The organism is Pseudomonas saliphila (assembly GCF_008638345.1).
Classification (GTDB): Bacteria; Pseudomonadota; Gammaproteobacteria; order Pseudomonadales; family Pseudomonadaceae; genus Halopseudomonas; species Halopseudomonas saliphila.
The window spans coordinates 13449-39870 of record NZ_VTVA01000014.1; the positions used below are offsets into that span (position 1 = coordinate 13449).

Below are 26422 nucleotides of genomic sequence, written 5' to 3' on the forward strand. Positions count from 1 at the left end.
ATTATCCCCGTAGGTACTGCCTCGACAGCATAAAAAAGCTGCGATCCATAGCTATGGTGCGAATACGATTCGAGACAAAAGACACCGCTGGCGATATCACAGCCCCGTTCTTGTGAACGATCATTCACATAAGTAATCGGAGGTACGCTGCTTGCCCGGCAGATGCAAACGGACATCTCCGCTAAAGAGGAAGTGTGACAAGGGCCCGCCACACAGCTCGCTGATGGTATGTGCCATATGCGCCGAATCGGTAAAGCCCGCGTCGTGGGCGAGCGCGGTCAGAGAGACTGTCGGTGCCCCACCTGCTCCCAGGTAACCGTGTTGGTGAACCTGCTCTACCAACGCGGGGGACTCGAGTAAAAGTCGCGTCGCGCGCTGCAGCTTGAGCCAATGACAATAGGTACGCAGCGGCAAGCCCACCGTGTCGGAGAACAGGCGTGACATCCAGTGGTAGGACAGACCGAGGCGGCTGCTCAGATCCTCCAGGGAAATATCCCCCTCCTCTTCGAGCATCGTCATCACGATGCCGATACGCGGATCCAGATGCCTGGCGGCGGGCATCAATTGCGCGGCAATCGAAGCCATTTTGTCATGCAATCTGGTTGCCGCCTCGGCAGAGAGTGCGCCCCGGTAGGCTGTATCCATCGCCTCATCCAGATGCGCGAACGCGTTGCGCTCTAGCTGCAGCGGCCCACTCGCGTGCAGTCGCGCGAATGCAGGAAAGGCTTCATGCAGCGGGTTCAGGTGCACGCTCACCAATTTGATGCCCGGCGCATGGACTTTGCGCAGCTCGCCTGGCGCGATCGCCACCGCCTGTACCAGCTCGTCAAAATCTCCACATTGCAGCCGAAACGGCGTCGCACAGGCACTCATCAGAATCATCACGTAGAAGCGCTGACTGATTCCCACCGATACGCAAGGACTGGTAAACAGGTGGCCGCGTTCCAGCCAGTACAACTGATCCTTGAGGATGTGGGCAAGGTGCCCAAAAGGCCGAATGTCTTGGTCGTCCAACCCGGTCATTTCGTGATGCATGTCTCATTCCTCGCCTTGCCATGTACGAATCCACGGTTCAGCGCAAGTGCATACAATCCCTGCAAATGCATTGGGTCAACTATCGACTCCGGCGCCTGTTCTGCCAGGAAGATTACAACCCGTCAGCACTATGCGCTCGGCCAGAGTCCGCAATCCCGGCTGTCCATCACAACAATAATGCTTCGCCCGGACTCTGAGATGCCTTGTGGATATAAGTGGATGCAAGTCGGGGCGACCCGGCCTCCAATCCAGACCTGGCCGGGAGAGAGCATCAGCAGGAGACATCCCATGCATGTAAAAAACAAAGCCGGAAAAGCGCTTGGCCTATGCGCGCTTGCCCTCACCGCTATCACCTCCCTTTCAGCAGCGGCGCAGGCGCAAGCTCAGGGCTACACCGAGACCCGCTATCCCCTGGTACTTGTTCACGGGCTCGCTGGCTACGACAACATCGGTCCCTTGATCCATTACTTCAACGGCGTACCCGAAACATTGGAGCGTTATGGCGCGTCGGTGCATGTTGTCCAGGTCGCCGCCTCCAACGCCACAGAGATCCGTGGAGAACAATTGCTCGCACAGGTGGAAGACATTCTCGCCATAACTGGCGCAGAAAAGGTCCACCTGATCGGTCATAGCCACGGTTCAATGACTGCTCGTTATGTAGCTGGCGTGCGGCCGGAACTCGTCGCCTCGGTCACTTCCGCTGGCGGCGTCAATTGGGGCAGCGCGATGGCCGATGTGCTGGGCTCCAGCCGCGCCACCATGGGTTTGGTCAATGCGTTCTCATCGATCATTGATGCGTTATCCGGCGGTGGATACGAGCAGGACGCGCAGGCGGCGGCGAGTCAAATGTCGACCGCAGGCGCATTGGCCTTCAACCGTGATTTCCCTGCTGGTATACCCTCCCGCTACTGCGCGAATGACGGCGCGCACGAGGTGAATGGCGTGCGCTATTACTCCTGGGGTGGAGACCGGCAGCTGACCAACGTGCTGGATCTCACGGACAGCATGCTACTGATTACCGGGCAGTGGTTCGGGGAGCCCAACGATGGCGTGGTCTCGGTATGTAGTCAGAAGCTGGGCAACATCATCAGCGTCAATTACCCGATGAATCACCTGGATGTAAACAATCAGGTCGCGGGACTGGTCGGGCTCGGTTTGCCCCACCCTCTCACCGTCTGGCGACAGCATGCGAATCGTCTGCGTAACGCAGGCATGTAACGCACAGGGCACCGGCAACGGTGCCCTCTCCGGAGATTTATCCATGAGCAATAGAATCATTCTGACGCTGACTGCGGCGAGCGCTGTCGCTTTGGTTGTGGCGGTTGGAAGCTGGAACCAGGCTGAAACGGAGACTGAGAGGACGTTTGCACCGATTGGCGCTCCCTCGACTGATGATCCTCCTTCGGCTGACAAACCGGCAACACGCGCCTCTGATGCGCTCCCGGGCGCAGCTTTGCTCAAGGGCGTCGACGTTATCGACGGGATTACCTTGCACCCGGACGGCGAGCTGCAGTACAGCCTGCAACTGCGCCATCTGTTCGACCACTTCCTCGGCATGGCGGGTGCCCCGGAACGCATAGCCGCTGCGCGTGAAGCGCTGAATCAGCACCTGCGCTCAGCAGCTATCAACCCAGGCTCCCAAGAAGAAGCGCTGCATGCATTTGATCTGTACGTGGAATATCTGCGGGAAGCGGAACAGGTCGAACTGAATAGTTATGAAGCAGGTGATCTGCAGCGCACTTTTGACGTGCTCTTCAGTCTGCGCCGCAGCGTGCTGGGAACGCCGCTCGCCGAGGCTTTCTTTAGCGACAAGGAAGCGCGTGAACAGATCATCGTAGAGCAGCAGCGTATTGCCGCTGATCAACATCTCAGCGAAGCGGAACGCGAGCGGCTCTATGGCGAACTTGAAGACAGGCTGCCGCCGCATTTGCAGGAAATACGCCGTCAGGCAACGGCAATGACGCGCCTGAGTCAGGACACGGCAGCGCTGCGATCAGCAGGCGCAACCGAGGCTGCCATCCAGCAAATGCGCGAACAACAGGTTGGGTACGAAGCGGCGCAAAGGTTGAGTGAGCTTGATAAGGCAAGAGCCGAATGGGCAAGTCGCGTCGAAGCCTACCAGCGCGAGCGAGACGCCGTGCTCGCCGCCGGCACGCTGCCCCTTGAGGAGCATGAAGCCGTACTCCGCGAGCTACGTGAGCAATTCTTTACCGAACGTGAAATGCGGCGGATCGCAGCGCTGGATCGGACCGCGGCCACCGACTGACGATAGCTGGAACAGAGCGGCGTCACGCCGCTCTGCTAGCCAGCCATCACCTGTCGCGAGTGGCACTAATCCCTACATCTGCGACTGCAGATAATTCTCCAGGCCGACCAGCTTGATCAGGCGCAGTTGCTGCTCCAACCAATAGGCGTGGTCTTCTTCGGTGTCCTTGAGTTGTACCTCAAGGATTTCGCGGGTGATGTAGTCGCTATGCTTTTCGCACAGAGCGATGGCACTGACCAGATTGGTGCGCACCTCGTATTCCAGCCGTAGATCAGCCGCAAGCATATCGGGAACGGTAAAGCCCGGATGGATGGCTGCAGGAGTCATCTCCGGCTTGCCTTCCAAGAACAGAATACGCTTCAGGATGGCGTCGGCGTGCTGGGTTTCCTCTTCCATCTCATGGTTGATGCGCTCATAGAGCTTTGGGTAGCCCATATCCTCATAGAGACGCGAATGCAGGAAATATTGATCCCGCGCACCGAGCTCCCCGCGCAGTAGCTCGACGAGACAGCTGATGACATCCTGGTTGCCCTGCATAATTACGACTCCGGCTCCGATTCTGTTGCGGCGAATTGTGCTCCGACGCGGCCAGGATTGCCACCACAGAAGCTCGCCCGGCCGGAGCACACCCCACTCAGCGCACGACAGAAAGGCTATCAACCTCGGGTCTGCCGAGGATGGACTTCAGCTGTTGGGCGGTCTGCCGGCCAACCCAGCGCGCGCCCTCCAGTGACAGGTGATCATCATCGCGGTACAGCAGTACGCCATCAACTCGTGCATCACATCGTTCGCTGTCACAGAGCATCGGCGTCGGATCAAAGACGTTAACAGTCGGGTACTCAGCGAGCAGTTCATCGAGCAGGGGTCGGTATTCCCCGGCCCTCTCACGCGTCACCGCGTAATCCACTGCACAGGATTCCCTGGGTACACGGCTGACGAAGCGGTTGGGGCTCCAGCTGATACATTCCCGCGTATGGAATGGCATTTCCGGAACGGCATGCATGAAGACGATCTGTTTACCGGACTGAACGAGTCGGTCCAGCGTTGACCTCATGGCTTTGCTGAACACCGCCTGGCGATCAAGCGCGCCGGATTCAGGGTCGTCGGGCAGTTGCAGCGCATCCGACACGTGATCCACTCCATCCTTCAGCTCCCTGCCGGACACATAGCTCATCCATCGCCCACCAAGAAAGATAGTCTCTACGGAACTAGCAGAGAGTGCGTAATCCAGCGCTTGCCCCATGGGTTCCCGACACTCATCAAGCTCCCCGTCATCACGAACGGCAACGCCGTAAAAAGGCATGCAGCCGCCCACTGCCAATTGCATAAGATTCAGCCCGAACGGCTTGAGCTGTTCCGCCAATCCCCAGTAGTAGTGATTGGCATGGCTATCGCCGATGATCATCGCAGAAGGCTGCTGCGCCGGATCTTCAATCAGACAGTCGAGGTTCATGCCTGCGGGCAACAGTCCTTCACACGCCTCATCGCCTTTCAGCCTGTCTGGCCACTCCAGTGCACGCGCTTCCAGTTTCGTCTGCGCGTCCTTAAGCCGGAAATTCAAGCCGTCACGCACGAAGATGTTCGACGATGCGCCCATTAGCACAATGCACAACGAGACCAATGCGGTGACCGGAACCCATCCTTTTTTCGACCTGATGGGTGTTTCGATAAGCTTATAGCTGAGCCAGGACAGACAGAATGCGACAGCGACAGCACTCAGCAACATCCAGGTAGACGCATCATCGCCCTTGACGATACGAAGCAACGACAGCAGAGGCCAGTGCCATAGATACAAGGCGAAACTGATCAGACCGATGCCGACCATAAAGCGGTTGGATAGCAGGTAACGGTTGATCGGATTGCTGGCACCCGACGCGATCGAACATACAGCCCCGCCGACCGGTAACAGTGCCCACCAGCCCGGGAACGCGTTGTGCTTGTCGATCAGTACCAGGCCTGCGCCAATGAGCGTGATACCCAGTGCCGCCAGTACGGTGGCGACCCGGGATGAAAATAGCAAGCGCGCCGGATGCCGGAATTGAACCCAGGCTAGCGCTGCGCCAGCAAGCATTTCCCACGCCCGAGCAGGCAGCAGGAAATACGCGGCTGCGGGGCTAGGCCCCACGCTAAGAATATTGACCAGAAACGAGCCTGCGAGCAGCACAATTAGTAGCCACCCCAGACACTTGAGTCGCCACGCAGCCACCGCCAACACGGGCCAGAACAGGTAAAACTGTTCCTCGACGCCAAGTGACCACAGATGCAACAGCGGCTTGAACTCCGCCGCGGTATCGAAATAGCCCGTCTCTTGCCACAGCACTATGTTCGCAACAAAGCCAAAGCCGCCGAGCGAATGCTTGGCCAACTGCGCATACTCAACAGGCAGCAGCACGTGCCACCCCAGCGCAAGCGTGGTGGCGATCATCAGAATCAGCGGTGGAAATATTCGGCGTATCCGCCGTGCGTAAAAATCGGCGTAGCTGAAACGCTCACCCTGCAGTGATTTGTAGATAATCGTTGAGATCAGATAACCCGAAATAACGAAGAAAATATCGACACCGATAAACCCGCCCGGAAGCGCTGCAGGAAAGGCATGAAAGATCACAACGGCCAGTACCGCGACCGCCCGCAAGCCATCGATATCCGGCCGGTACAGTAAATCTGAATGTGGTTTGGTCATATGCCAGCTTCAAAATGTAGTAGGAAGCACTAGGGGCGTTGCTGCACGCATCGCCCGGCAGCGTCCATTTCGGCCGGCATTGTAGCGCATGACGTTTGAAATCCCAGCTTGAGAGCATTCACCGCTCAGAGGGAACACCGCCGCCCGTGGCCCGCATCATGTTCCGAGAGGCCTTGCTGCCCTCCTGAATTGCACCGGCGACACCCCAGTCCAGCGCTTGAAAGCGTGAGAGAAGCTTGAGGGATCGGCGTAACCCTGTTCGTCTGCCACTTGTTGCACGCTGATGCGCGGCGAGCGCAAACGCTCCTGCGCGTGGGACACCAGCACCTGCATCAGCACATAACGCCAGTTTAGGCGACGTCCTGCAGCGATGGGGGCGGCACCGCATTCGCGGAGCGCGGCCGCAAGCGCAACGAGAAGTGGCAACGCGCCAACGCCTATATGGCAGAACGCGAAGCGCACGCCGCCCTCTCGGTGGGCGGCGTGCAGGTTGCGCGGATGTCAGAGCATGAAGCGCACGCCTAATGTGAAGTTGCGGCCAGGCATCAGTACATCGTCCTTGATGAACGAGGTGTGCTGTCGAGCCTTTTCATCCAGCAGATTGTTGGCTTTCACATACACCAGATACTCAGCGTTCTGTAGCGCACCGCTATAGCTCAAGCGGGCGCCGAGCATGTTATAGCCGGCTGTCTCGGTTTCGTATAGCGCAATATGATCCTGCTGCTGCACGCGGTAAAACTCCAGTTGCCCCTGAACGGCAGAGGTAAATCGCTGATCAACGCGCGCGCCCAAACGGTCAGCCGGAATCCGCGGCAGGTCGTCGCCGCCCTTCAGCTCGCCGCGCACGTGATCGCCGAAGATTGTCAGCGCTGTAGCCCCGGTGAACTGATGTCGCACCTCACCTTCCGCGCCAACCAATACAGCATCGCGCTGCCGATACTCGATCTCACGCTGCCCACCGCCGATGTCCCGCCCCGTATCGGCGGCGTGAATGAAGTCGTCCACCTCGTTGCGGAAAACACTCAGGCTGTAGGTTGTTGGCCCAGCGAATTTCCGCAGAGTCAGTTCGGCGTTACGGGACGTCTCTTCGCGCAACTCCGGGTTGCCGAGTTCGACGGTTCCAGTCGCCGCGTGCGGGCCATTTGCATACAGCTCTTCGGCCGCGGGCAGCCGCTGTGAACGCGATACAGATAAACCCACTGAGTGATCGTCAGCAAAGTTCCATACCGCTCCGGCTGATGCAGAGGTTCCGCTATGGCGAGTGTCGGGTGCGCCCGCAGCGTCGATGTTTTGCCATTCGTGGCGCAGGGCCAGTTCGTAGCGCCAGTCACCCGCGTCGAATGCCTCCAACAGGAAGATGCCGTGGTTACGGGTCAATGTCTGAGGAACATACATCTCCTCGCCCTGCGTCTCGAAATCCCGGCGCAATGTTTGCGCACCCACCACGCCGCGCCAGCCCAACAAAGGCGCATGCGTCAGTTCCAGCCGCGCATCGGTGGCATCACTGCTGAAATGCGTACCGACCTCACCTCCCTCTATCTCGTCGTGCCGATATTGACTATGGCCGAGCCGCAGCCGTGCCAGCTCAAAGCCAGGCAGTGGATTCATCACCTCCCCCCGCACATCCCAACGTTTCTGTTTCATATCAACATAAGGGACGCTCTCGGAACCGTGATCATCATGGTCGTGGTCGTCGTGGTCCTCCTCCTCGTCGTGCTCGGCGCAATGCCAGTCCCGCAGGCCATGGGTATGGCAGTCAGCATGTTCATGCGCTAACAACCCATAACGACGTTGCTGCTCACTGTAGGCCAGGCCGAGATATCCGCGCTCACCAATAAAGCTCCCTCCCAGGGTAAAGCTGTCGGTGTCGTTGTAGGACCCGTGTTGCGTGCCGGGGGAACCTGGAATCTCGTATTCATCCGCCTGTCGCTTCATCCCTTCTACACGGAACGCCAGATTCCCCGCGCCGAACGTCACACCTAGCGCACCCATTGTTTCGTCAGCAACGGTGTTACCGCGCAGTTCCAGGTCGGCCTCATAGCCCTCAGCGGGTACGTAGGTAGGCACCTTTCTGTCGATCACGTTCACCACACCACCGATCGCACCGCCGCCGTACAGCAAGGTCGCCGGCCCCTTAAGCACCTCTATCCGCTCGGCAAGCAAGGGCTCGCTGGTCACTGCATGATCCGGGCTGACGGTTGAGGCGTCGAGCACATCCACCCCATCGCTCAGCACCTTCACCCGTGCTCCATCCAGTCCGCGAATCACCGGTCTACCAACCCCTGGGCCGAAATTACTGGAACGCACTCCCGGCACGCTCTCCAGGGTTTCGCCGAGTGTGGCCTCGCGGCTTTGCACCAACCGGTCACCTTGCAATACATCTACCGGGGTGGTCATTTCATGGCTTTGCCGGTTCAGCACGCTGGCGCTGACCACTGTTCCAGGTAATTGAACGGGCTCGGCCGCCAATGCAGGTGCGGTCACAGCCACCCACACCGCACAGGCCAGGGGATGAAGCTTTCGGTTCATTCGCACATCTCCAAACGTGACAGCTGCCTGTCCTGCAGCTGCCTGTAATTAACCGCGTTCCGAAAGAACGCCGTGAGGATGCGCACTATACCTAATGTTATATTGTAACTAATAGCAATTTTCTAAATACTTCTTCTCCATATAACCAATCGGTGTATTTTGAGGATCTATTTCAGGCGCTTTCAGCGCTCACATAACCATGATAGCCACGCGCTCGCTTGTTGAGGCGGCGAGCAACTAGGCACCGAGGCTGATTCATGCACAGGCTTGGGCCTACGACTCAACCTCGGTAGTGAGCGGCTGGGTTGCCAGCATACTGGCCACTCGGCCAGCCAATACGTCCAGCGTCAATGGCTTGGTCAGCAGCTGCATATAGGGCCCCAGGAAGTTACCCTGATCCATGGCACTTTCAGCGTAGCCCGTCAAAAACAACACCGGCAACCGCGGCTGCAACTGCTGCAGGAGTTCGGCCAGTTGACGTCCGTTCATGCCCGGCAAGCCGACGTCTGTCACCAGCAGATCAACCTGCTCCAGCGCATGGAAATGTTCCAGCGCCTCATCGCCGTCGCAGGCGACGCACACTCGATAACCGAGCTCCTCCAGCACTTCCTGATTGATCAAGCGTACCGAATCATCATCCTCCACCAGCAGGATGGACTGTCCACTTCCGGCAGCAGCCACCTCTGGGGTGGGTGAGGAAACCGAATCGATTCTTGACTGCTCGGGCAGCCATATCGAGACAGTCGTACCCGCATCCGGCACGCTATTGATCGACAGCCGACCGTTACTTTGCTGGGCGAAGCCGTAGACCATCGATAAGCCGAGTCCGGTGCCCTGCCCTATGGGTTTGGTCGTAAAGAAAGGCTCCGTGACCTTGCCAAGCACGTGTTCAGGAATGCCACATCCCGTGTCCTGAACCTCGATGCATACCTGGCCGCTTTCATTGGCCCCGGCGCTGTTCAACCCGAGGTGTTTTTCAAGCCGGGTACGGATCGACAGGGTCCCGCCGCCGGGCATTGCATCACGGGCATTGATCACAAGGTTGAGAATGGCGTTCTCAATCTGGTTGGCATCGGCGCAGATCCACGGGTCCTCACTGCACAGCTCAAGGTTTAAGCATATCTGCTCGGAGACGGTTCGCTGAAGCAGGTCCTTGAGCGCAGCGACGAGTTGGTTGATGGATAACGGCTTGGCATCCAACGGCTGGCGTCTGGAAAACGCCAGCAGCCGCTGAGTCAGGGCTGCAGCCCGCTGGGCCGAGGTGGTTGCTGCACCCATGAACCGCGCCACATCATCGAGTTTGCCCTTCGCCATACGCATCTTGATCAGTTCCAGCGCACTGATCACGCCGGTCAGCATATTGTTGAAGTCGTGGGCGATCCCGCCGGTCAACTGGCCGACTGCTTCCATTTTCATGGAGTGTCTGAGCTGCTCTTCAGCCCGCGCTCTTTCATCGCTTTCAGTGCGCAACCGTTCGATCGCGGCGTTGAGCTCGTGAGTCCGGGCCTGCACCTGAATTTCGAGTTCTTCATTGAAGCGCCTCAGCGCCAGCTCGGCCTGTTTCTCTTCGTTGATGTCGAGAATCACCGAAGCCGCCCCGATGATCTTCTGGTTGTCATCGAACAATGGCACGGCACTGACGCGCATCCAGGATTCACCACCATTGGCCGAGCTATGGCAGAAATCTACTCCCTTGATAGGCTCGCCTCTCAAGGCCCTGGCGCCCGGGAACATCTGCGGTTCAAGTTTTCTGCCGTCAGCGTCGAGTGCGACCCAGCGCGCGGCTAATTCGGGGCGTCGGGAGGGAATGATCCCCTGCGGAAGGTATTGTCGAAAAAGCGGATTGCTGATGACCGAGCGGCCGTTCGAATCCATGAAAGAAATGCCCACCGGCACATTTTCCAACAGGATATTAAGGCGTCCCCGCTCTTCCGCCAGTTCGGCAAGGCGATCACGCATGTCGAACTGCCTTTCCCGCGAACTCCAGGCCGCATCGACGGCACTCAGAAGCGATGCGGAACTCAGAGGACGTTCAAGCACAATAACGTAACCCGCCGAGGCTGGCAGCCGACGTCTCGCTGTCTCGGTATCGCGACCAGAACGGCCATTGTTCGAGGCAAGCAGAATGATCGGAATATCCGACCAGCTTTCCTGCTTGCTCAACGCCTCGCCAAGGCTGGCAACATTTCCCAGCAGCGCTTCCTCAGTAAGAATCACCAGCCCCGTGTCGCCACCCAATGTCGTCGACAATGCGCCCAGGTCCGGATGTACGGATATGGAATACTTCTTGTCGAATAGCCTGCTCAGACTGAGCGCATCCCCCTTGAAGGGAGCGACGATGGACAAGGTCCTGGTTTCAGATTGTTGCTCAGTCCTCACGCTGTCGCTCTTCCATCAGAGGGCTACCCGCCCCGTGGTACTCAGGCGTCCCCGACAGGACGCCGCGAAAATCGATCAAGGCTTCGCCCACACGCACGCCGTGGGAATCGATCCGCAGTTCGCGAATGGCGTCTCCATGGGCACCGCCGCGATGCTTCAATACCGACAAGGCTTTACGCAATCGCCCGTGCGCTTCAAAGAAGCGTATCAGCACCACCGAGTCCGCCACGTAGGAGATATTCAGGTTGCTCGACATTGAACCGACCAGCCCATGCTGCGGATTGATCAGAAAGGTCACAACGCCCAGTTGACTCAGATAGGACAGCAACTCGTGCATCTGCAAGATGAGTTGTTGTTCCTGAGGCATGGCCGCCATATATCCGTTGAGGCTGTCGACCACGATCATGGTGCTGCCACGCTCTTCCACTTCACAACGGACCCGCCAGGCGAACTCGCCCGGAGAAATCGCCGCCGGATTGATTTGCTGGATGACCAACAAACCATCCGCAATATGCTGACTGAAACCCAGGCCCATGCTATCTGCCCGAGCGACCAGCGTGGCGATGCGCTCATCAAACTCGTAGATCGTGCATTTCTCACCGCGCCGACAGGCCTCGGCGAGATAGACCAGCGCCAACGTGGTTTTGCCTGCCCCCGCCGGACCGGTAATCAAGGTACTGGTGCCCTTCAATGGCCCGCCGGCGAGCAACTCATCCAGCCCCGGGATGCCACTCTTCACCGCATCGCCAGCAAACACAACCTGGTGATTGGAAGCAATCAGGCGGGGATACACCTCAAGGCCGCCCTTGCGAATTTCAAAATCGTGAAACCCAGCCACAAAGTCCACGCCGCGCAGTTTCTGAACCTGCAGGCGCCGGCGCGCCGCGCCAAAATCCAGGGTCAATCTTTCGAGGGTGATCACCCCATGACAGAGGCTATGCAGATGATTGTCACATTCACCGCCGGAGCCGGTCATGTCATCCAGCAGCAACACGGTTATATCCCGGCCAGCGAAATACTGTTTGAGCGCAAGCACTTGCCGACGGTAGCGCAGCGGATCCTGCGCCAGCAGCCGCATTTCAGAGAGGCTGTCGAATACCAGTCGCTTGGGTTGCAACGCATCCACCCGCTCCTGAATCAGCTTGATGGTATTACCCAGCTCAGCTTCCCATGGATGCAGGATGGATTGCTCATAGACCTCGCCGAGCACCTCTGCCGTGGAAGCAAATTCGAACAGGGTGATCCCCTCCAGAGACCATCCATGCGAATGCGCTACGCTTTCCAGCTCCTCAGCCGTTTCCGATAACGTGATATAGAGCACCGGTTCACCTGCTGCAACGCCAGTACGCAGGAATTGGAGGCCCAGTGTGGTCTTGCCAGAGCCAGGCGTGCCCTCGAGTAGATAAAGCCTGTTGCAGGGCAATCCGCCCTTGAGAATTGAATCAAATCCCGTATTGCCAGTGGAGACGATTGGCCGTGCGTTTACCATCTATTTACCTCTTGCAAGGGGACTAGCCCCACCAAGGAATGCCTTGCCTTGGTACAAGTATGCAACGCACCTTCCGACTCGCCAACTGGATTCCCAGCTGGGTCGGGACCCGATCTGGCTGGTTGCCACTCCAGAACTCGACCTGTAATTGGGCTTCGAAGGACAACCAGACACGCTGTGCGCAACAAAGAAACAACCGGTTTGCCGGTTGCCAGATAATTCTTCAGACATCGCAGAGGTCGATCGGTTGCGTTACGTGCTCACCTGCTAATGCGTCAGCAACCAACGGGCGTCTTCGCAGTACTCCCCTGCGAGACAATGCGCCTCAGTCAGTGCCCTCCAGGTCGCGTATCAGATCTTCCATTTCGGCTATTTCGCGGCGTTGCGCCTCGATGATCTCATCCGCCAGCTCACGCACCCGGGGATCAGCAATCTGCGCCCGCTCGCTGGTCAGGATCGCAATCGAGTGGTGCGGGATCATTGCTTTCATGTAATCCACGTCGTCAACGGTAGCCTGGCTGCGCACAAGCCATAAGGCGACAGAAAACAGCACGACACTGGCACCGACAATAGCGCTGTTTATCGCCTTGTTCTTATACATGCCGAGCATAAAGCTCAACATCACCACCGCCATGACTGCACCCATCACCAGCGCCATCCAGGCTCGGGTCTGGCTCCACGTCACGTGCTCCAGCGCGTAGGTGTTCAAATACATCACGCCATACATGATGATCGTTGATGTGGTAATCATCGCGCCAAACCGCCAATAGGACATGCTCATAAAGAGTTCCTTAATTGTTGGTAAGTTATTCTGTTGACTCAGTTTTGATGCAGATGTTTCTTGCCGTCGGGATGAATATGAGTGGTTGCCTTGGCCGGCGCGGGCTCGCCCGGTTGCTCCTTATGGTGCTCCGTCTCGGCTGCGCCGCCGTCATGGTGGCCCCCGTGCTGGGGGCTTTCCCCGCCGCCATGCTGATGCCCGCCGCTCGATTCGACCAGTGATTGATATTGCGATGCGCTCAGGGACGGAAGCTCCTGGACAAATGCCACCAGCTCCCAGATGTACTGGTCATCCATGCTGGTACCCCAGGCGGGCATGGCCGTGGACTTGATACCGTGTTTGATGATCCAGAATGTGCGCGCGGGGTCTTCGCTTGGGCTGGCTTGCGTAAAATCAGAGGGTGTCGGGTACAGGCCCAGGCTCAGCTCGGTGGAAGTTTGCCCGGGGACCAGGTGGCAGCTGGCGCACATTGCATCATAGTTGCCCGCGCCAGCCTGCAGCATCGCGGCAGAATCGAGATCAACCACATCGATATTGGCCGAACGTACCGCTATAGACCGGTTTCGTGCCGTTTCGAGCAACGCGTAAACAACCGCCGAATGCGGCGCATCGGCGGCCACATTGACCAAACCAGAATAAACCACTCCAGCCACCGTGCCAGCCGCCATGACGAAGGTAACCGCCAGGGTGCCAATGACTGCCTTTTTAGGGTTCAGAACCACATCCGCACCCCCGCTACAAAGCGCGCTTCCTCTGTTTTTTCTCCCTCCCGCCGGGCGATATCGGCCGTTTCTCCAAAGGACCGCCCCCAACTCACGCCGATATAGGGCGCGAACTCGCGCACTATTTCATAGCGAAGGCGCAAACCGGCTTCCACTTCACTCAGGCCGGAGCCTACCCCACGCGCGGGATCATCCTTGCCATAGAAATTCAGCTCAGCCACCGGCTGCAGCACCAGACGGTTGGTCAGCAGGATGTCGTACTCACCTTCCAGACGGGCAGCGGTCTGTCCGCCTTCACCCAGGTAACCGGTCGCCTGTACTTCCAGCCCATACAGTGCCATGCCCTGTACGCCCAGAGCGGCCCAGGTCTGAGGTGAGCCCGGCTTGAAGTCTTGTCTCACGCCGCCGACCACCTCCCACCAAGGGCCGATAGCGTGCCCCCAAAGCAGCTGCAGCTCCGCATCCTCAGTCACGCCGTTGGTCCGCTCACCCTCGGAGCGCACCCAGAGCCGGTCGATGTCCCCGCCCCACCACCCGGAAACCTCCCACGCCAGAGCGCTTCCTTCATCCGCATCCTGATATTCGAGCTGATCAAACAACAATAGACCGAAAGGCTTTTTGTCGTGCACGGTGTGTCCCTGAATAGCCGGAAACGCAGCGGCGCGACCGGCATCCGTCAGAGCCGGAATAAACGCGGGCAGCGCCTTTCCGTTCAGATACGCACCATCAGGGCGGGTCGCGGCCGGAGAGCCGTGCCCCATTTGACTATGATCCATCTCGCCGTGCTCGGCCGGCTCCTGTTCCATCTGGCCGTGGTCCATCGCTCCGTGATCCATCGAGTCATGTCCCATCTGGCTGTGGTCCATTTCCTGTTGCACCGGTTCATGTTCCATCGGCTCGTCATGCATGTCGCCATGTTCATTGCTGGGGGAGCCATGTTCCGTGTGCTCGCCGTGTCCTTCGGACGACGACTGAACGTTACGCTCAACTGATTCGGTACTGTGGTGTCCAGCGTGTTCCTCGGCTCCCAGAGCAGTCTGGACGGGAATAATGCTCAGCAGCAGCGCAGCCTTCAAGGCGCTGCGGGTAAAACGCTTGCGCGTGCAAAGATTCATCGTTGCGGCTCCTTCAGGTTCGCTCATCGACACGGACTTCACGAAACATCCCCATTTCCATGTGAAACAGCAGGTGGCAGTGATAGGCCCATCTCCCCAGGGCGTCGGCTGTCACGCGATAGCTGCGCTTGGATCCTGGGGGCATATCAATGGTGTGTTTGCGCACCATGAACTGTCCGTTCTCGTCCTCCAGGTCGCTCCACATGCCATGCAGATGGATCGGGTGCGTCATCATCGTGTCGTTAACCAGCGTGATGCGGACGCGCTCGCCATAGGTCAGTAGCAGCGGCTCGGCATCTGAGAATTCCACACCATCAAAGGACCAAGAGAATCTCTCCATGTGACCGGTAAGATGCAGCTCGATGGTTCGACTCGGCTCGCGACCATCCGGATCGGGGAAGCTACTGCGAAGATCAGCGTAGGTCAGCGTACGCCGACCATTGTCGCGCAGGCCCAACCCCGGATCGTCCAGCTTGTGGGTCGGCATCATGGTCTGCATATCGACCAGTGGATTGCCGTCTTCGCTGGGTGGATGCTGCTGCATCGCTCCTGTCGCCTCATTGGCAGCATGATCCGTGGTGCTCGACTGGCTATGGTCCATGTCACCCGTCATAGCGCCATGGTCCATCTGACTGTGGTCCATGTCCGCCGCCGGTTGGTCGGCGCCGTGATCCATGTCGGCCATACCGGCCATGCTCCCGTGATCCATACCCATGTCCTGCATGCTGAGCTCGGGGCGCGGGTCTGTTTCGGGAACCGGTGCGCTCAATCCTTCGCGAACCGCCAGCGTGCCCCGCGCAAAGCCGGTACGGTCCATCGACTGGGCAAAAATGGTGTACGCCTGTTCATCTTCAGGTTCGACGATTACATCGTAGGTTTCGGCTACCGCTATGCGGAATTCGTCGACGCTGACCGGATCAACATGCAGGCCATCCGCCGCGACCACGGTCATCTTCAGTCCGGGAATGCGTACGTCGAAGTAGCTCATGGCTGAGCCGTTGATAAAGCGCAGGCGAAGCTTTTCGCCGGGTTTGAACACCCCGGTCCAATTGCCGTTGGGCGCTTGACCGTTCATCAGGTAGGTGTAGGTGTAGCCACTGATATCCGCCAGGTCCGTTGGGCTCATCTTCATCTGCGCCCACATTTTTCTGTCGGCAAGCGTCGCGCCCAGCCCGTCGCTCCTTACATCTTCAAGGAAGTCACCCACAGTGCGCTGGTTGAAGTTGTAATAATCGGACTGCTTCTTCAGCTTGGCCATGACGGCCTCAGAGCTTTCGTCAGTCCAGTCAGTCAGCATGACGACATAGTCGCGGTCGTAATCGAAGGGCTCCGGGTCCTTGGGGTCGATAACCAGGGGGCCGTATACACCAGCCTGTTCCTGGAAACCGGAGTGGCTGTGATACCAGTAGGTGCCGCTCTGATTGACCTGGAAGCGGTATTCATACATGCCATCAGGGGCGATGCCATGAAAGCTCAGGCCCGGCACACCGTCCATATTGGCCGGCAGAATGATGCCGTGCCAATGGATAGAGGTATCTTCCTTGAGCCGATTGGCAACGCGGAGCGTGACGGTGTCGCCTTCGCGCCACCGCAGCAACGGGCCAGGCACAGTGCCGTTAATGGTCAGTGCCGTTCGAGGACGACCGGTGATGTTTACCGGCGTTTCACCTATGACCAGGTCAAAGTCGGTCCCGGCCAATACCGTGGGTTGTCCAGGACTGGTCAGAGCCCACACGGGGGAGCGCCACAACCCCAATCCTCCAAACAGTCCGGTCGCGACCATACCCTTGACGAAGGTCCGTCTCGAAGTCTTGTATTGCATTAACCGTATGCTCCGTGAGCCTGTTGAAATCTGATTGATCCGCTGCAGCGCGGCAGCGTGTGTCCGAATCTGCCACATCCCCAGGCACCGCATGATTACATTTGTGTCAGCTAGGGCTATGGCGAGCCGTGGACCGCTAGTATGGCTGTACACTCGAGGCTGCACATTCAATCTCCGTGGATGACATTCCTGTGCGGTAGGCAGGGCAATGACAGCTGCGATGAGAGCTGAACGATGCGCTATCGCCAAGGAACCTGATTGTGAAAATCCTGGTTGCAGAAGATGAGCCGAAAACCGGCATTTACTTAAAGCAAGGTCTGAGTGAGGCCGGGTTTGTGGTCGACCTGGTTACCAACGGCATTGATGCGGCCCAGCAAGCTCTTAACGAGCAATATGACCTTCTGATTCTGGATGTGATGATGCCGGGGCTGGATGGCTGGCAGGTGCTGGAGCATGTTCGTGCCGGTGGGGATGCTACCCCTACCCTGTTTCTCACAGCCAGAGACCGTGTGGAAGATCGCGTCAAAGGGCTGGAGCTGGGCGCCGATGACTATCTGATCAAACCCTTCGCGTTCTCGGAGCTGCTCGCTCGGGTCAGATCACTTTTACGTCGCGGCAACGGCACCACCGTCCAGACCACACTGACCGTAGAAGACCTACAGATAGACCTGCTCAAGCGCAGAGCAGAGCGCGGCGGCAAGCGAATCGATCTGACCGCCAAGGAATTCAAGTTACTGGAACTGCTGCTACGCCGGCGTGGCGAAGTGTTATCCAAATCGCTCATTGCCTCGCAGGTCTGGGATATCAATTTCGACAGCGACACGAACATTATCGAAGTCGCCATTCGAAGGCTGCGGGTAAAAATCGACGACGATTACCCGGTCAAGCTGATCCATACGGTGCGGGGTATGGGCTACTTTATCGACGGCGAGGAACCTGATTAACCCTGAAGCGAGTTTTGCAAGCCTGTCAGGTGGCTAGCACGCTAAGGGAACAGCAGACACTGAAGGGCTCAAGTCCTACTCAATAAATACCGGTGCAAACCCGCCGCCGGGCGTACGAAAGTTGGTAGTTTGCCCCTGATATAGCCTTGCCGCAGCCAGAATCAGGTTGCCGCGATAGGTGTACAGACGTACGTCGACCTTCAGCATTTTGCGCTCGCCATCAACCAGCACCAGCCGCTCCGAGGGCGGCACGTAGGCCTGAGCAATATATTCACTCTGCACAATCTGGGCGAACGTGCCCTTGGTGAGCTTGCTGCCCCGGTAGGCGCCCTTGCTGCCATAACCCGCCACAGGTTTGAAAAACCATTCCCGTCGCTGTTGCCATAGTTCAGCCGCGTTACTGGCGGTAACCAGTACGGTGCGCGGCACACTGCCGCGAAGCAACTCGATGCTTTCAGCGTTCAAGCCCCAGTCCTGAAGCGTCGACGGAGCGGACCATTCGGCGAGATTACGCTTGTCTGCGAACAGCGCATGTGAAAATGGATTCGGTGTAATGACAGCGCCTCCGTCCAGCCAGGCCGAGCGCAGGGCAGCGTGTTCGGGTGCCTCCAGGGCAAAGTCGACCAGCCGGTTGTACACCATGTCTATTCGCTTGTCGTGGCTGTACAGGGCGCCCGACTCATATCTGAGGTCAGAGGGGGACACTATGCGAGCGTCGATTCCATTATCCCGGAACAGCTTCTGCGCCAGGCGGAATTCAGGGTAAAGGTATTGCTCGGTAGGTTGGTCATCAATAATCGCAATACTTTCCGGTTGCCCGCTGCCCCGCTGGGAGCGCCATTCACTTTCGAATTGGGCGATGACCGCCGCATCAAAGTCTTCAGCCCAAGCCATCCGCGTCCTGCCACCGCAACATTGCAGCTGAGCCCGCGCCAGCTCGGCATTGAGAAACGCGCCACCCGCATTGGTGTTGACCTCGATCAGGCTTGGGCTCTGCTCGCCGAGATGAAAATCATAGCCCATGAAGGCGCCCACGGGCCCGGGGTTGACCTGAGCGCTTTGCGAAGCCCTCGACAGGACTCGACGCTGATAATCAGGGAGCGCGGCAGCGGCTTCCAGTGCTCGGACAGTGGCCATCATGCGGTCCAGATCCTCGCTGGGAACAAAGACGGCAGTATTTGAAAAGAATTGATTCCAGGCCGGACTCGACAGCACGTCTTCGGCACTATCGCCCAGCTGGTTGGCGACATTGCGAAGCACTGCGGGCCGATCTAGGGTCGCACAGGCGCAATGCTGATTGAGGCTTTTCGCTATTGTCTGTGCCGGCGAGTCATGGGTGGGGTGCAAAAGAATGTCCTTTGTCAGGTGTGACAGCGTCATCAGCAAAGTCCAAATTCCGGGGAAAAAGAACTGGACCCAGTGGCAATTTCATCGAGGTTACAGATTTCGCATAGCGTTACGTGCTGGCTTCAAACTGCTTCTGCTGGCAGCTTCATCCCGAAGCTGGTGATTCCTTCAGTCGAGGTACAAACGATGGTCCCTTTATGCGCCTCCACGATAGATTGGGTGATCGCCATGCCCAGGCCGGCGTTCAGCGTACTGCCCTCCCGCCGAGCGCTGTCGACCCGGTAGAATCGATCGAACAGCTTGTCGATGTGCTCAGACGGGATGGTTGGGCCTTGATTGCTTACCTTGAGTTCTACCCACGGACCGGCCTTCGAGATATTGATATCAATGACGGTGCCCGCTTCCCCGTAGCGCACCGCGTTCGACATCACGTTGGAAATCGCCCGACGCAGCATGAGGTTATCTCCCCGTACATGCGCCGAACCATCGCTGTGCACAACGAGTTTGATGCCTTTTTCGTCGGCAGCGTATTCGTAGTATTCCAATACGCTCGCGGCGACCTCCGCCAGATCGTGATCCTCGAAATCGGGTGTAATCATGCCGTTATCCGCCTTGGCGAGAAACAGCATGTCATCAACCATGCGCGCCATTCGGCGGAGCTCTTCAAGCGTCGAAAACAGCGTGTCTTTGTAGTCCGCTGCGTCGCGATCCTTCATCAGCGCGACTTCAGTCTGCGTCAGCATGCTGTTCAACGGGCTGCGAAGCTCATGCGCTATATCGGCAGAGAAGTTCGATAACCGTAAAAAGGACTGATCGAGTCGCTCAAGCATGGCGTTGAAATTATCAACAAGTTCGTGCAATTCAGTTGGCACTGACTCGGTTGAAATACGGGTATCCAGGCAGTTCGCAGTGATCACGGAAGAGGTTCGGGACAGTTTGGATATCGGCTCCAACCCTCTGCGGATAAAGACAAAACCAAGTAAGCCACTGAGGATCGCGCTGACCACCAACGTGTAGATAAACCACTGGCGAATCATTTCGTAGAAGTGCGTGCGGTGGGTAACATCCAGCGCCAGATGGATTGTGCCCCCCTCCCCGCCAGACCACGCCTGGATGCGCTCGGTGATACCACTGTAACGGTTGTCCTCCAGATCGATGAACCACCGATCATCTTGGCCTGGGTTAAGCAGCGCCCCCAGCGTCTCGGACAATTTGTGATGGGAATACACCACCCGATCACCCTGCTTGATCACCGCAGCCAAACCGAACGAGGTGTCGATCAAGCGATCAATATCCGCCACCATTGCCGCGTCCAGCCCGCTTCCGCGCGTGAGAATAGCTTTTACCTGCGCGACTCTCTGATCAAGCAGCTGGGCATCCTGCCGCTCGAAATGCAGACGACAAAAATAATCAAAGCTGATGGCTGCGAGTGTCAGCACGGCGGTCACCACCATGATGAAAAGAAACGCCATCCTTCCGCGTAGCGACAACCTACCCATTTCTGCCTCTCGTTCAATGATGAGCCCACAGCAGATGGCCCGTGCGTGGACAGCATCGTATCGTTGCCACGCCGCCACCATAGGCCGCGTTGACGGAATCCGGCAAGCCGCCAACGCTGCCTGGCGTCAGTTCGGCGGGTTCTACGCAGTCTCCCGGCGTCTCAGCAACAGATACGCGGCCGGAAGCACAAAGAGCGAGAGTAGCGGCGCGGTGATCATGCCGCCGACCATCGGCGCGGCAATCCGGCTCATGATCTCGCTACCGGTACCGCTGCCCAACAGGATCGGCAGCAACCCGGCGATGATAACCGCTACCGTCATTGCTTTGGGCCGAACGCGCTGCACCGCGCCTTCTCGAATGGCGTCCACCAGTGCCAGGGTATCGGAGCGTCCCGCGCGCCGGTGATCCGCCCAGGCATTGGTCAAATACAGCAGCATGATGACGCCAAACTCAGCGGATACACCTGCCAGCGCAATGAAGCCAACGCCCGTCGCTATCGACAGGTTGTAGTCGAGCAGATACAAGAACCACACACCGCCCGTCAACGCGAACGGGAGTGTCGCCATGATCAACAGGGCTTCACTGAAGCGATTGAAAATAAGGTAAAGCAGCACGAAGATGATCAGCAGCGTGGCCGGCACGACCAGTTTAAGCTTTGCATTGGCACGTTCCATGAACTCGAACTGTCCGGAATAGCTGATGCTCATACCCGACTCGAGCGTCACCTCTTCCTCGATTTTCGCACGCAAATCGCCCACCACCGAGGCCATGTCCCGGTCACGCACGTCAACGTAAACCCAGCCCGTTAACCGGGCGTTTTCGCTTTTCAGCATCGGCGGCCCCTCGGTCACCTTGATCTGCGCAACGCTGCCCAGCGTGATCTGGCTACCCTGCGGCGTATAGATCGGCAGGTTACGAAGCTCGCTGAGCGAGTCACGCCACTCGCGCGGATAGCGCAAGCTGATCGGGTAACGCGCCAAGCCCTCTACCGTCTCACCGATGTTCGCGCCACCGACAGCGCCAGCGACAATGGCTTGCACGTCAGCAATGTTCAGCCCGTACCGTGCCGCCGCCCCTCGATTGATGTCGACATCAATGTAACGTCCGCCCGTGATGCGGTCGGCCACCGCCGAACTGACACCTGGCACTGTCCTGGCAATGCGCTCAACGGACTGAGCGACCTTGTCAATTTGCGCCAGATCAGCGCCGTACACCTTGACCCCTATCGGGCTCTTGATGCCGGTGGCCAGCATATCAATGCGGTTGCGAATGGGTGGCACCCAGAGATTGGCCAAGCCTGGCACCTGAACGGCCTGATCCAGTTCCTTGACCAGTTTTTCGGGCGTCATGCCTGGACGCCACTGGTCTTTAGGCTTGAACTGGATGGTCGTCTCGAACATGGTCAGGGGTGCGGGATCGGTCGCGGTATCAGCACGGCCTGCCTTGCCGAATACCCGCGCCACCTCGGGGACGGTTTTGATCAGACGATCAGTCTGCTGCAGAAGCTCTGAAGCCTTGCGCGCCGATAGCCCCGGCAGCGCCGTCGGCATATACAGCAGATCGCCTTCGTCCAGCGGCGGCAGAAATTCTCCACCCAAATGCGTTATCGGCCAGAGGGCCGTCAGAAAGACGAGTCCTGCGACCGCTATGGTGACCTTGGGCCAACGGAGCACCGCTTCGAGCGCTGGCTGGTACACCCGGATGAGTCCACGGTTGATGGGGTTGCGGTCTTCCTCAGGGATCTTGCCGCGAATCCAGTAGCCCATCAGCACCGGAACCAGGGTGACCGACAGCCCTGCGGCCGCTGCCATGGCATAGGTCTTGGTGAAGGCCAGCGGGCCGAACATGCGCCCTTCCTGCGCCTCGAGCGTGAATACTGGAATGAATGACAGGGTAATGATCAGCAGGCTGAAGAACAGCGCCGGCCCGACTTCGATCGCCGCATCGGTGATGACCTTCCAGTGCTCGGCACCTTCCAGCTTCCTGTCGGCGTTGTTCTTGTGCCAGGCCTCGATATGTTTGTGGGCGTTTTCAATCATCACGATCGCCGCATCGACCATCGCACCGACTGCGATCGCAATACCCCCCAAAGACATGATGTTCGCGTTGATACCCTGGCGCTGCATGATGATGAAAGCAATCAGAATGCCGACCGGCAGCGAGACAATGGCCACCAGCGATGAGCGCACATGCCAGAGAAATAGAACGCACACCAGCGCCACGATGATGAACTCTTCCAGCAGCTTATGGCTGAGGTTTTCTACGGCGTTGTCTATCAGTGTGCTGCGATCATAGGTGGTGACCACCTCGACGCCCTCGGGCAGGCTTTTTTTCAGCTCCCCCAGCTTGGCATCAACAGCAGTAATGGTTTCGCGGGCGTTCTTGCCGCTACGCAGAATGACCACACCGCCGACCACTTCACCCTCCCCATCCAGCTCGCCAATCCCACGGCGCATTTCCGGGCCCAGCTGAATGTTCGCAACATCACCCAGCGTTACCGGCACGCCGCCGCTATCCAGGCGCAGCGGAATATCGCGAAAGTCTTGCAAAGACTCAAGATAACCCGAGGCCCGCACCATGAACTCGCTCTCACCAAGCTCCAGAACGCTGCCGCCGGTTTCCTGATTGCTCGCCTTGATCGCCTGCATGATTTGCTGTTGTGTCACCTCGCGGCTAGCCATGCGCACCGGATCGAGCACCACCTGATACTGCTTGACCATTCCGCCGATCGTCGCCACCTCCGCCACATTCGGCAGGGTCTTGAGCTCGTAGCGCAGAAACCAGTCCTGCAACGACCGCAGCTGGGCAAGGTCGTGCTGGCCCGTGCGGTCCACCAGTGCGTACTGGTAAATCCAGCCGACCCCTGTGGCATCCGGCCCCAGGGTAGGCGCAACACCGTCCGGCAGCCGACTTTGCACCTGGCTGAGATATTCCAGCACGCGCGAGCGCGCCCAGTAGAGGTCCGTGCCATCCTCGAACAGGACATACACGTAGCTGTCGCCAAAGAACGAATAGCCGCGTACGGTCTTCGCCCCCGGTACCGACAACATTGTAGTGGTCAGCGGATAGGTCACCTGGCTCTCAACAATTTGCGGTGCCTGACCGGCATAGGGTGTGCGGATAATGACCTGCACGTCGGACAGATCCGGCAGTGCATCGACGGCTGTGTTTTGTACCGCCCACACGCCCCACACAACTGAAAACAGGGTGGCGAGCAGCACCAGAAAACGGTTGGTTACCGACCAGCGAATGATGTTAGTGATCATGGCCGCCCCCGAGCTGCTCAACAACCAACCCACGCAGGCTGGCTTCGGAATCCAGCAAAAACTGCCCCGAGACAACCACTTGCTGGCCTTCCTGCAACCCACTCAAGACTTCAGTCTTGTTGCCTGACTCCCGGCCGGGTTGGACCTCCACTGGACGGAATTGCCCCTCACCTTCGGCAAGCATTATGAGCGTGCGCCTACCGGTACGGATCAATGCCTCAGCGGGTACCATCAACGCAGAATCCTGATCCCTGCTCAGGGTCACGTGCGCCGTCATGCCGGGATGCAGGCGAAGGTCTGGGTTGGGTAACTCGATCCGGACTCTTACCGTGCGGCTATCCAGGTTCGCCTGGGTTAATACCGCCTCAATAGATCCCTCCAGGCTTTTGCCCTCAAACGCAGGCAATCTGGCTTCGACTCTCTGCCCAACCGCTAGCTGGGCCACTTGAGCCTCAGGAACAGCCACTTCCAGCCAGACGTTTTCCAACCCGTTAATGCGTGCGAGTAACGCACCGGCAGACAGGGTCATCCCTTCCCGGACGTCCAGCGAGCGAAGCACACCTGCGATGGGGCTGGTGACCGTCCAGGTCGACCGCGCTTTGCCGGTGCGCTCAAGTTCCGCGACCGCCTCAGCCGGCACACCAGCCAGACGCAGACGATGACGTGCCGCAGCAACCAGCTGCGGCTCGTTCATGCCGCGTAAAGCCAGGTACTCCTCCTGCGCCGCGGCCCAACCCGGCACAAATAGATCTGCCAATGGCGCATCTTTCGCTATCACATCGTCCGGCGCCCGGTCGTAGACCTTTTCGACGAAGCCACCGCTACGTGCCTGCACAATCGCCACATCACGCTCATCAAACATCAGGCTGCCGACCGCTTCGACGGTCTGATTGATGGTTTCCCGTGTGGCCGGCGCTGTGCGCATGCCAAGGTTTTGCATCACTCTCGGGTTGATGGTTACTGATGCGCCATCGTCTCCTTCATCGGCATAACGCGGTAACAGCTCCATATCCATGAACGGCGATGGACCCGGCGCGTCAAAGCGCTCCTGCGGATACATGGGGTCGTACCAATAGAGGACTTCTCGTTCCTCCTGCTCAGCCGCTTGAGCCTGGACGTTACCTGCGGCCAATATGAGTCCGGCAACGCCAACATTAAGTAGCATCGGCAGGCTCATCAGCAGAGCCAGTCGCTTGATAGAAAAGGTCATGGCTGGACATCTCCAAAGGCAAAATACAGACGGGCACTGACGAGTGAGTGATCGCTAGAAAGGTCGACACGCCGCATACGCAACGTCACAAGCTCCTCGCGTGCGTCGATTACCGAGGTGAGTTCACCCTTGCCGGACCGGTAATCGGCCATCGCCAGGCGGATCTTTTCCTCAGCGAGCGGGAGCAGGGTCTCGTCGAGTCGGGCCACGGCCTGCTTAAGCCGCTGCAGGTCAGCGGCATCCTCTGCCAGCTGTTGGTCATACTGACGCAGCATGGCCTGCTGCTCCGCCTGCAGCCCGGCTAGACGGGCGCGCTCGGCGGCGATTCTCGGCTCCTGTCTGGCCCCAGGGAAGACCGGCAGATCGAAACTGAAACTGACGCTGACCATGTCGCCGAAACCACCGCCCCTGCGCTGATATTCCGCGCCCCATCCCCAGTCAGGTCTTTTATCCGAGACGGCTTCCGCAATCCTCGCCTCTGCGCGTTCGCCCATAGGACCAAACGCCATCAGCGCCGGATGGCGATTGAGGTTGTGTCGATAGAGGTCTATATCGTCCCCCCAGGTTGGCCAATTGCCTTCCAGCGGCATGCCCGCGACTTCGCCGATCCAGCGCCGCAGCCCGGCACGCGCTATGGCATGATCCCGCGTTAACAGATCTTCCTGCTCAGCCAACTGGGCAGCTTCCTGTTTGGGTAACAGACTGTCGGTGGTCAGGCCACGTCCCCCTGCGATCCTGGCCTGGACGGCGCGGGACAACAGGTGATTTTCGGCATACAGCTGCTGGAAAATCTTCAGCTTCTGTTCCGCGGCCATGGCGGTGATCCAGGCCTGCGCCGTCAGCTGACGAATATTGACGCGTTCAACTGTCTGCTGAGCGTGCGCCAGCGCTGCGGTCGCTTCGGCGGTTTGCACGCGTGCACGCCGCTTGGCCCGATTGGGCACTTCCTGCATCAGCCCAACCATCTGCATGGTCATTGGTTCAGCGTCCAGTCGCAGGCTGGCTTCGCCTTCGATAGGCACGCTCTGAAGGCCAAGCGTCACTTTCGGATCAGGCAGCTCGCCTGCCGGACCAATCGAGCTTTGCGCAGCCAGCAGGTCTGCATTGCGCGCAGCCAATGAAGGTGCTTCGCGCTCGGCCAGTCTGAGGGCTTCTTCAAGCGTCAGCGCGGCCGAGAGAGCGGGCGCCATCAGCAGGCCAACCAACAGGACAGCGGCGGACGAATGCATCCCGAGGATTCGGTGGTTCATATGTTTGATTCCGATAATGTTCTGACGCATGCCAGCGGCACGCTTCAACCACCTGACCGACTGGGTCAGATGAACCTGCAAACATGA

At 58.5% G+C, this 26422-nt stretch carries 19 protein-coding genes; 3 read left to right on the forward strand and 16 right to left on the reverse strand.

Annotated features, from left to right (window positions below):
• Nucleotides 1-120: 120 nt before the first annotated feature.
• Complete coding sequence (locus FHK95_RS14510; protein WP_150305353.1) at nucleotides 121-1035, reverse strand: helix-turn-helix domain-containing protein; 915 nt, start codon at nucleotides 1033-1035, stop codon at nucleotides 121-123.
• Nucleotides 1036-1323: 288 nt separating this feature from the next.
• Between FHK95_RS14510 and FHK95_RS14515 the strand changes: the two genes are divergently transcribed.
• Both FHK95_RS14515 and FHK95_RS14520 read left to right on the forward strand, forming a co-directional pair.
• The gene (locus FHK95_RS14515; RefSeq protein ID WP_150305354.1) at nucleotides 1324-2253 is read left to right on the forward strand and encodes an esterase/lipase family protein; all 930 of its coding nucleotides are present in this window, start codon (nucleotides 1324-1326) and stop codon (nucleotides 2251-2253) included.
• A 43-nt stretch (nucleotides 2254-2296) separates the two neighbouring features.
• Nucleotides 2297-3301, forward strand: coding sequence for a lipase secretion chaperone (locus tag FHK95_RS14520; protein ID WP_178114806.1), 1005 nt, complete (start codon nucleotides 2297-2299; stop codon nucleotides 3299-3301).
• Between the two features lie 72 nt (nucleotides 3302-3373).
• Here the strand turns inward: FHK95_RS14520 and bfr are convergent, their stop codons facing one another.
• The 10 genes from bfr to FHK95_RS14570 form a co-directional block, all read right to left on the reverse strand.
• Nucleotides 3374-3838, reverse strand: coding sequence for a bacterioferritin (gene bfr / locus FHK95_RS14525; protein ID WP_150305356.1), 465 nt, complete (start codon nucleotides 3836-3838; stop codon nucleotides 3374-3376).
• A gap of 97 nt (nucleotides 3839-3935) precedes the next feature.
• Nucleotides 3936-5981 (reverse strand): acyltransferase family protein, encoded by a 2046-nt coding sequence (locus FHK95_RS14530; RefSeq protein WP_150305357.1) that lies wholly within the window; start codon nucleotides 5979-5981, stop codon nucleotides 3936-3938.
• Nucleotides 5982-6137: 156 nt separating this feature from the next.
• On the reverse strand, nucleotides 6138-6314 hold the full coding sequence (locus tag FHK95_RS20475) for a helix-turn-helix domain-containing protein (RefSeq protein ID WP_150305436.1): 177 nt from the start codon (nucleotides 6312-6314) through the stop codon (nucleotides 6138-6140).
• Nucleotides 6315-6482: 168 nt separating this feature from the next.
• Entirely contained in the window at nucleotides 6483-8510 is a 2028-nt protein-coding gene (locus FHK95_RS14540) for a TonB-dependent receptor (protein ID WP_150305358.1), read from the reverse strand.
• A gap of 273 nt (nucleotides 8511-8783) precedes the next feature.
• Entirely contained in the window at nucleotides 8784-10889 is a 2106-nt protein-coding gene (locus FHK95_RS14545; RefSeq protein WP_150305359.1) for a hybrid sensor histidine kinase/response regulator, read from the reverse strand.
• Nucleotides 10879-12378 carry an ATPase domain-containing protein gene (locus FHK95_RS14550; RefSeq protein ID WP_150305360.1) on the reverse strand — a complete coding sequence of 500 codons (1500 nt, stop codon included), beginning with the start codon at nucleotides 12376-12378 and terminating at the stop codon, nucleotides 10879-10881. The genes FHK95_RS14545 and FHK95_RS14550 overlap by 11 nt, the downstream gene beginning before the upstream one ends.
• A gap of 325 nt (nucleotides 12379-12703) precedes the next feature.
• The gene (locus tag FHK95_RS14555; RefSeq protein WP_150305361.1) at nucleotides 12704-13159 is read right to left on the reverse strand and encodes a DUF305 domain-containing protein; all 456 of its coding nucleotides are present in this window, start codon (nucleotides 13157-13159) and stop codon (nucleotides 12704-12706) included.
• Nucleotides 13160-13197: 38 nt separating this feature from the next.
• Entirely contained in the window at nucleotides 13198-13827 is a 630-nt protein-coding gene (locus FHK95_RS14560; protein ID WP_150305437.1) for a c-type cytochrome, read from the reverse strand.
• 44 nt (nucleotides 13828-13871) lie between these two features.
• On the reverse strand, nucleotides 13872-14996 hold the full coding sequence (locus FHK95_RS14565) for a copper resistance protein B (RefSeq protein WP_150305362.1): 1125 nt from the start codon (nucleotides 14994-14996) through the stop codon (nucleotides 13872-13874).
• 13 nt (nucleotides 14997-15009) lie between these two features.
• Nucleotides 15010-16818 carry a copper resistance system multicopper oxidase gene (locus FHK95_RS14570; protein ID WP_150305363.1) on the reverse strand — a complete coding sequence of 603 codons (1809 nt, stop codon included), beginning with the start codon at nucleotides 16816-16818 and terminating at the stop codon, nucleotides 15010-15012.
• 260 nt (nucleotides 16819-17078) lie between these two features.
• Between FHK95_RS14570 and FHK95_RS14575 the strand changes: the two genes are divergently transcribed.
• Nucleotides 17079-17762 (forward strand): heavy metal response regulator transcription factor, encoded by a 684-nt coding sequence (locus FHK95_RS14575; RefSeq protein WP_150305364.1) that lies wholly within the window; start codon nucleotides 17079-17081, stop codon nucleotides 17760-17762.
• Between the two features lie 75 nt (nucleotides 17763-17837).
• Here FHK95_RS14575 and FHK95_RS14580 read toward each other — a convergent pair whose 3' ends face one another.
• The 5 genes from FHK95_RS14580 to FHK95_RS14600 all read right to left on the reverse strand — a co-directional run bounded on the left by FHK95_RS14580 (nucleotide 17838) and on the right by FHK95_RS14600 (nucleotide 26335).
• The gene (locus FHK95_RS14580) at nucleotides 17838-19142 is read right to left on the reverse strand and encodes an ATP-grasp domain-containing protein (RefSeq protein WP_150305365.1); all 1305 of its coding nucleotides are present in this window, start codon (nucleotides 19140-19142) and stop codon (nucleotides 17838-17840) included.
• An 89-nt stretch (nucleotides 19143-19231) separates the two neighbouring features.
• Nucleotides 19232-20608: a heavy metal sensor histidine kinase gene (locus FHK95_RS14585; RefSeq protein ID WP_150305366.1), complete on the reverse strand. Its 1377-nt coding sequence runs from the start codon at nucleotides 20606-20608 to the stop codon at nucleotides 19232-19234.
• 141 nt (nucleotides 20609-20749) lie between these two features.
• Nucleotides 20750-23875, reverse strand: coding sequence for an efflux RND transporter permease subunit (locus FHK95_RS14590; RefSeq protein WP_150305367.1), 3126 nt, complete (start codon nucleotides 23873-23875; stop codon nucleotides 20750-20752).
• Nucleotides 23865-25085, reverse strand: coding sequence for an efflux RND transporter periplasmic adaptor subunit (locus tag FHK95_RS14595; protein ID WP_150305368.1), 1221 nt, complete (start codon nucleotides 25083-25085; stop codon nucleotides 23865-23867). Before FHK95_RS14595 ends, FHK95_RS14590 begins: the two co-directional genes overlap by 11 nt.
• Nucleotides 25082-26335 (reverse strand): TolC family protein, encoded by a 1254-nt coding sequence (locus tag FHK95_RS14600; RefSeq protein ID WP_150305369.1) that lies wholly within the window; start codon nucleotides 26333-26335, stop codon nucleotides 25082-25084. Before FHK95_RS14600 ends, FHK95_RS14595 begins: the two co-directional genes overlap by 4 nt.
• Nucleotides 26336-26422: the final 87 nt, after the last annotated feature.

Bases quoted from the DNA above. Each gene is read 5' to 3' on its own strand.
- FHK95_RS14550 (WP_150305360.1), bottom strand. From the start codon at position 12,378: ATGGTAAACGCACGGCCAATCGTCTCCACTGGCAATACGGGATTTGAT.
- FHK95_RS14510 (WP_150305353.1), bottom strand. From the start codon at position 1,035: ATGCATCACGAAATGACCGGGTTGGACGACCAAGACATTCGGCCTTTT.
- FHK95_RS14590 (WP_150305367.1), bottom strand. From the start codon at position 23,875: ATGATCACTAACATCATTCGCTGGTCGGTAACCAACCGTTTTCTGGTG.
- FHK95_RS14555 (WP_150305361.1), bottom strand. From the start codon at position 13,159: ATGAGCATGTCCTATTGGCGGTTTGGCGCGATGATTACCACATCAACG.
- FHK95_RS14600 (WP_150305369.1), bottom strand. From the start codon at position 26,335: ATGAACCACCGAATCCTCGGGATGCATTCGTCCGCCGCTGTCCTGTTG.
- FHK95_RS14595 (WP_150305368.1), bottom strand. From the start codon at position 25,085: ATGACCTTTTCTATCAAGCGACTGGCTCTGCTGATGAGCCTGCCGATG.
- FHK95_RS14585 (WP_150305366.1), bottom strand. From the start codon at position 20,608: ATGGGTAGGTTGTCGCTACGCGGAAGGATGGCGTTTCTTTTCATCATG.
- FHK95_RS14515 (WP_150305354.1), top strand. From the start codon at position 1,324: ATGCATGTAAAAAACAAAGCCGGAAAAGCGCTTGGCCTATGCGCGCTT.
- bfr (WP_150305356.1), bottom strand. From the start codon at position 3,838: ATGCAGGGCAACCAGGATGTCATCAGCTGTCTCGTCGAGCTACTGCGC.
- FHK95_RS14570 (WP_150305363.1), bottom strand. From the start codon at position 16,818: ATGCAATACAAGACTTCGAGACGGACCTTCGTCAAGGGTATGGTCGCG.
- FHK95_RS14530 (WP_150305357.1), bottom strand. From the start codon at position 5,981: ATGACCAAACCACATTCAGATTTACTGTACCGGCCGGATATCGATGGC.
- FHK95_RS14560 (WP_150305437.1), bottom strand. From the start codon at position 13,827: ATGGCGGCTGGCACGGTGGCTGGAGTGGTTTATTCTGGTTTGGTCAAT.
- FHK95_RS14565 (WP_150305362.1), bottom strand. From the start codon at position 14,996: ATGAATCTTTGCACGCGCAAGCGTTTTACCCGCAGCGCCTTGAAGGCT.
- FHK95_RS14520 (WP_178114806.1), top strand. From the start codon at position 2,297: ATGAGCAATAGAATCATTCTGACGCTGACTGCGGCGAGCGCTGTCGCT.
- FHK95_RS20475 (WP_150305436.1), bottom strand. From the start codon at position 6,314: ATGCAGGTGCTGGTGTCCCACGCGCAGGAGCGTTTGCGCTCGCCGCGC.
- FHK95_RS14580 (WP_150305365.1), bottom strand. From the start codon at position 19,142: ATGACGCTGTCACACCTGACAAAGGACATTCTTTTGCACCCCACCCAT.
- FHK95_RS14540 (WP_150305358.1), bottom strand. From the start codon at position 8,510: ATGAACCGAAAGCTTCATCCCCTGGCCTGTGCGGTGTGGGTGGCTGTG.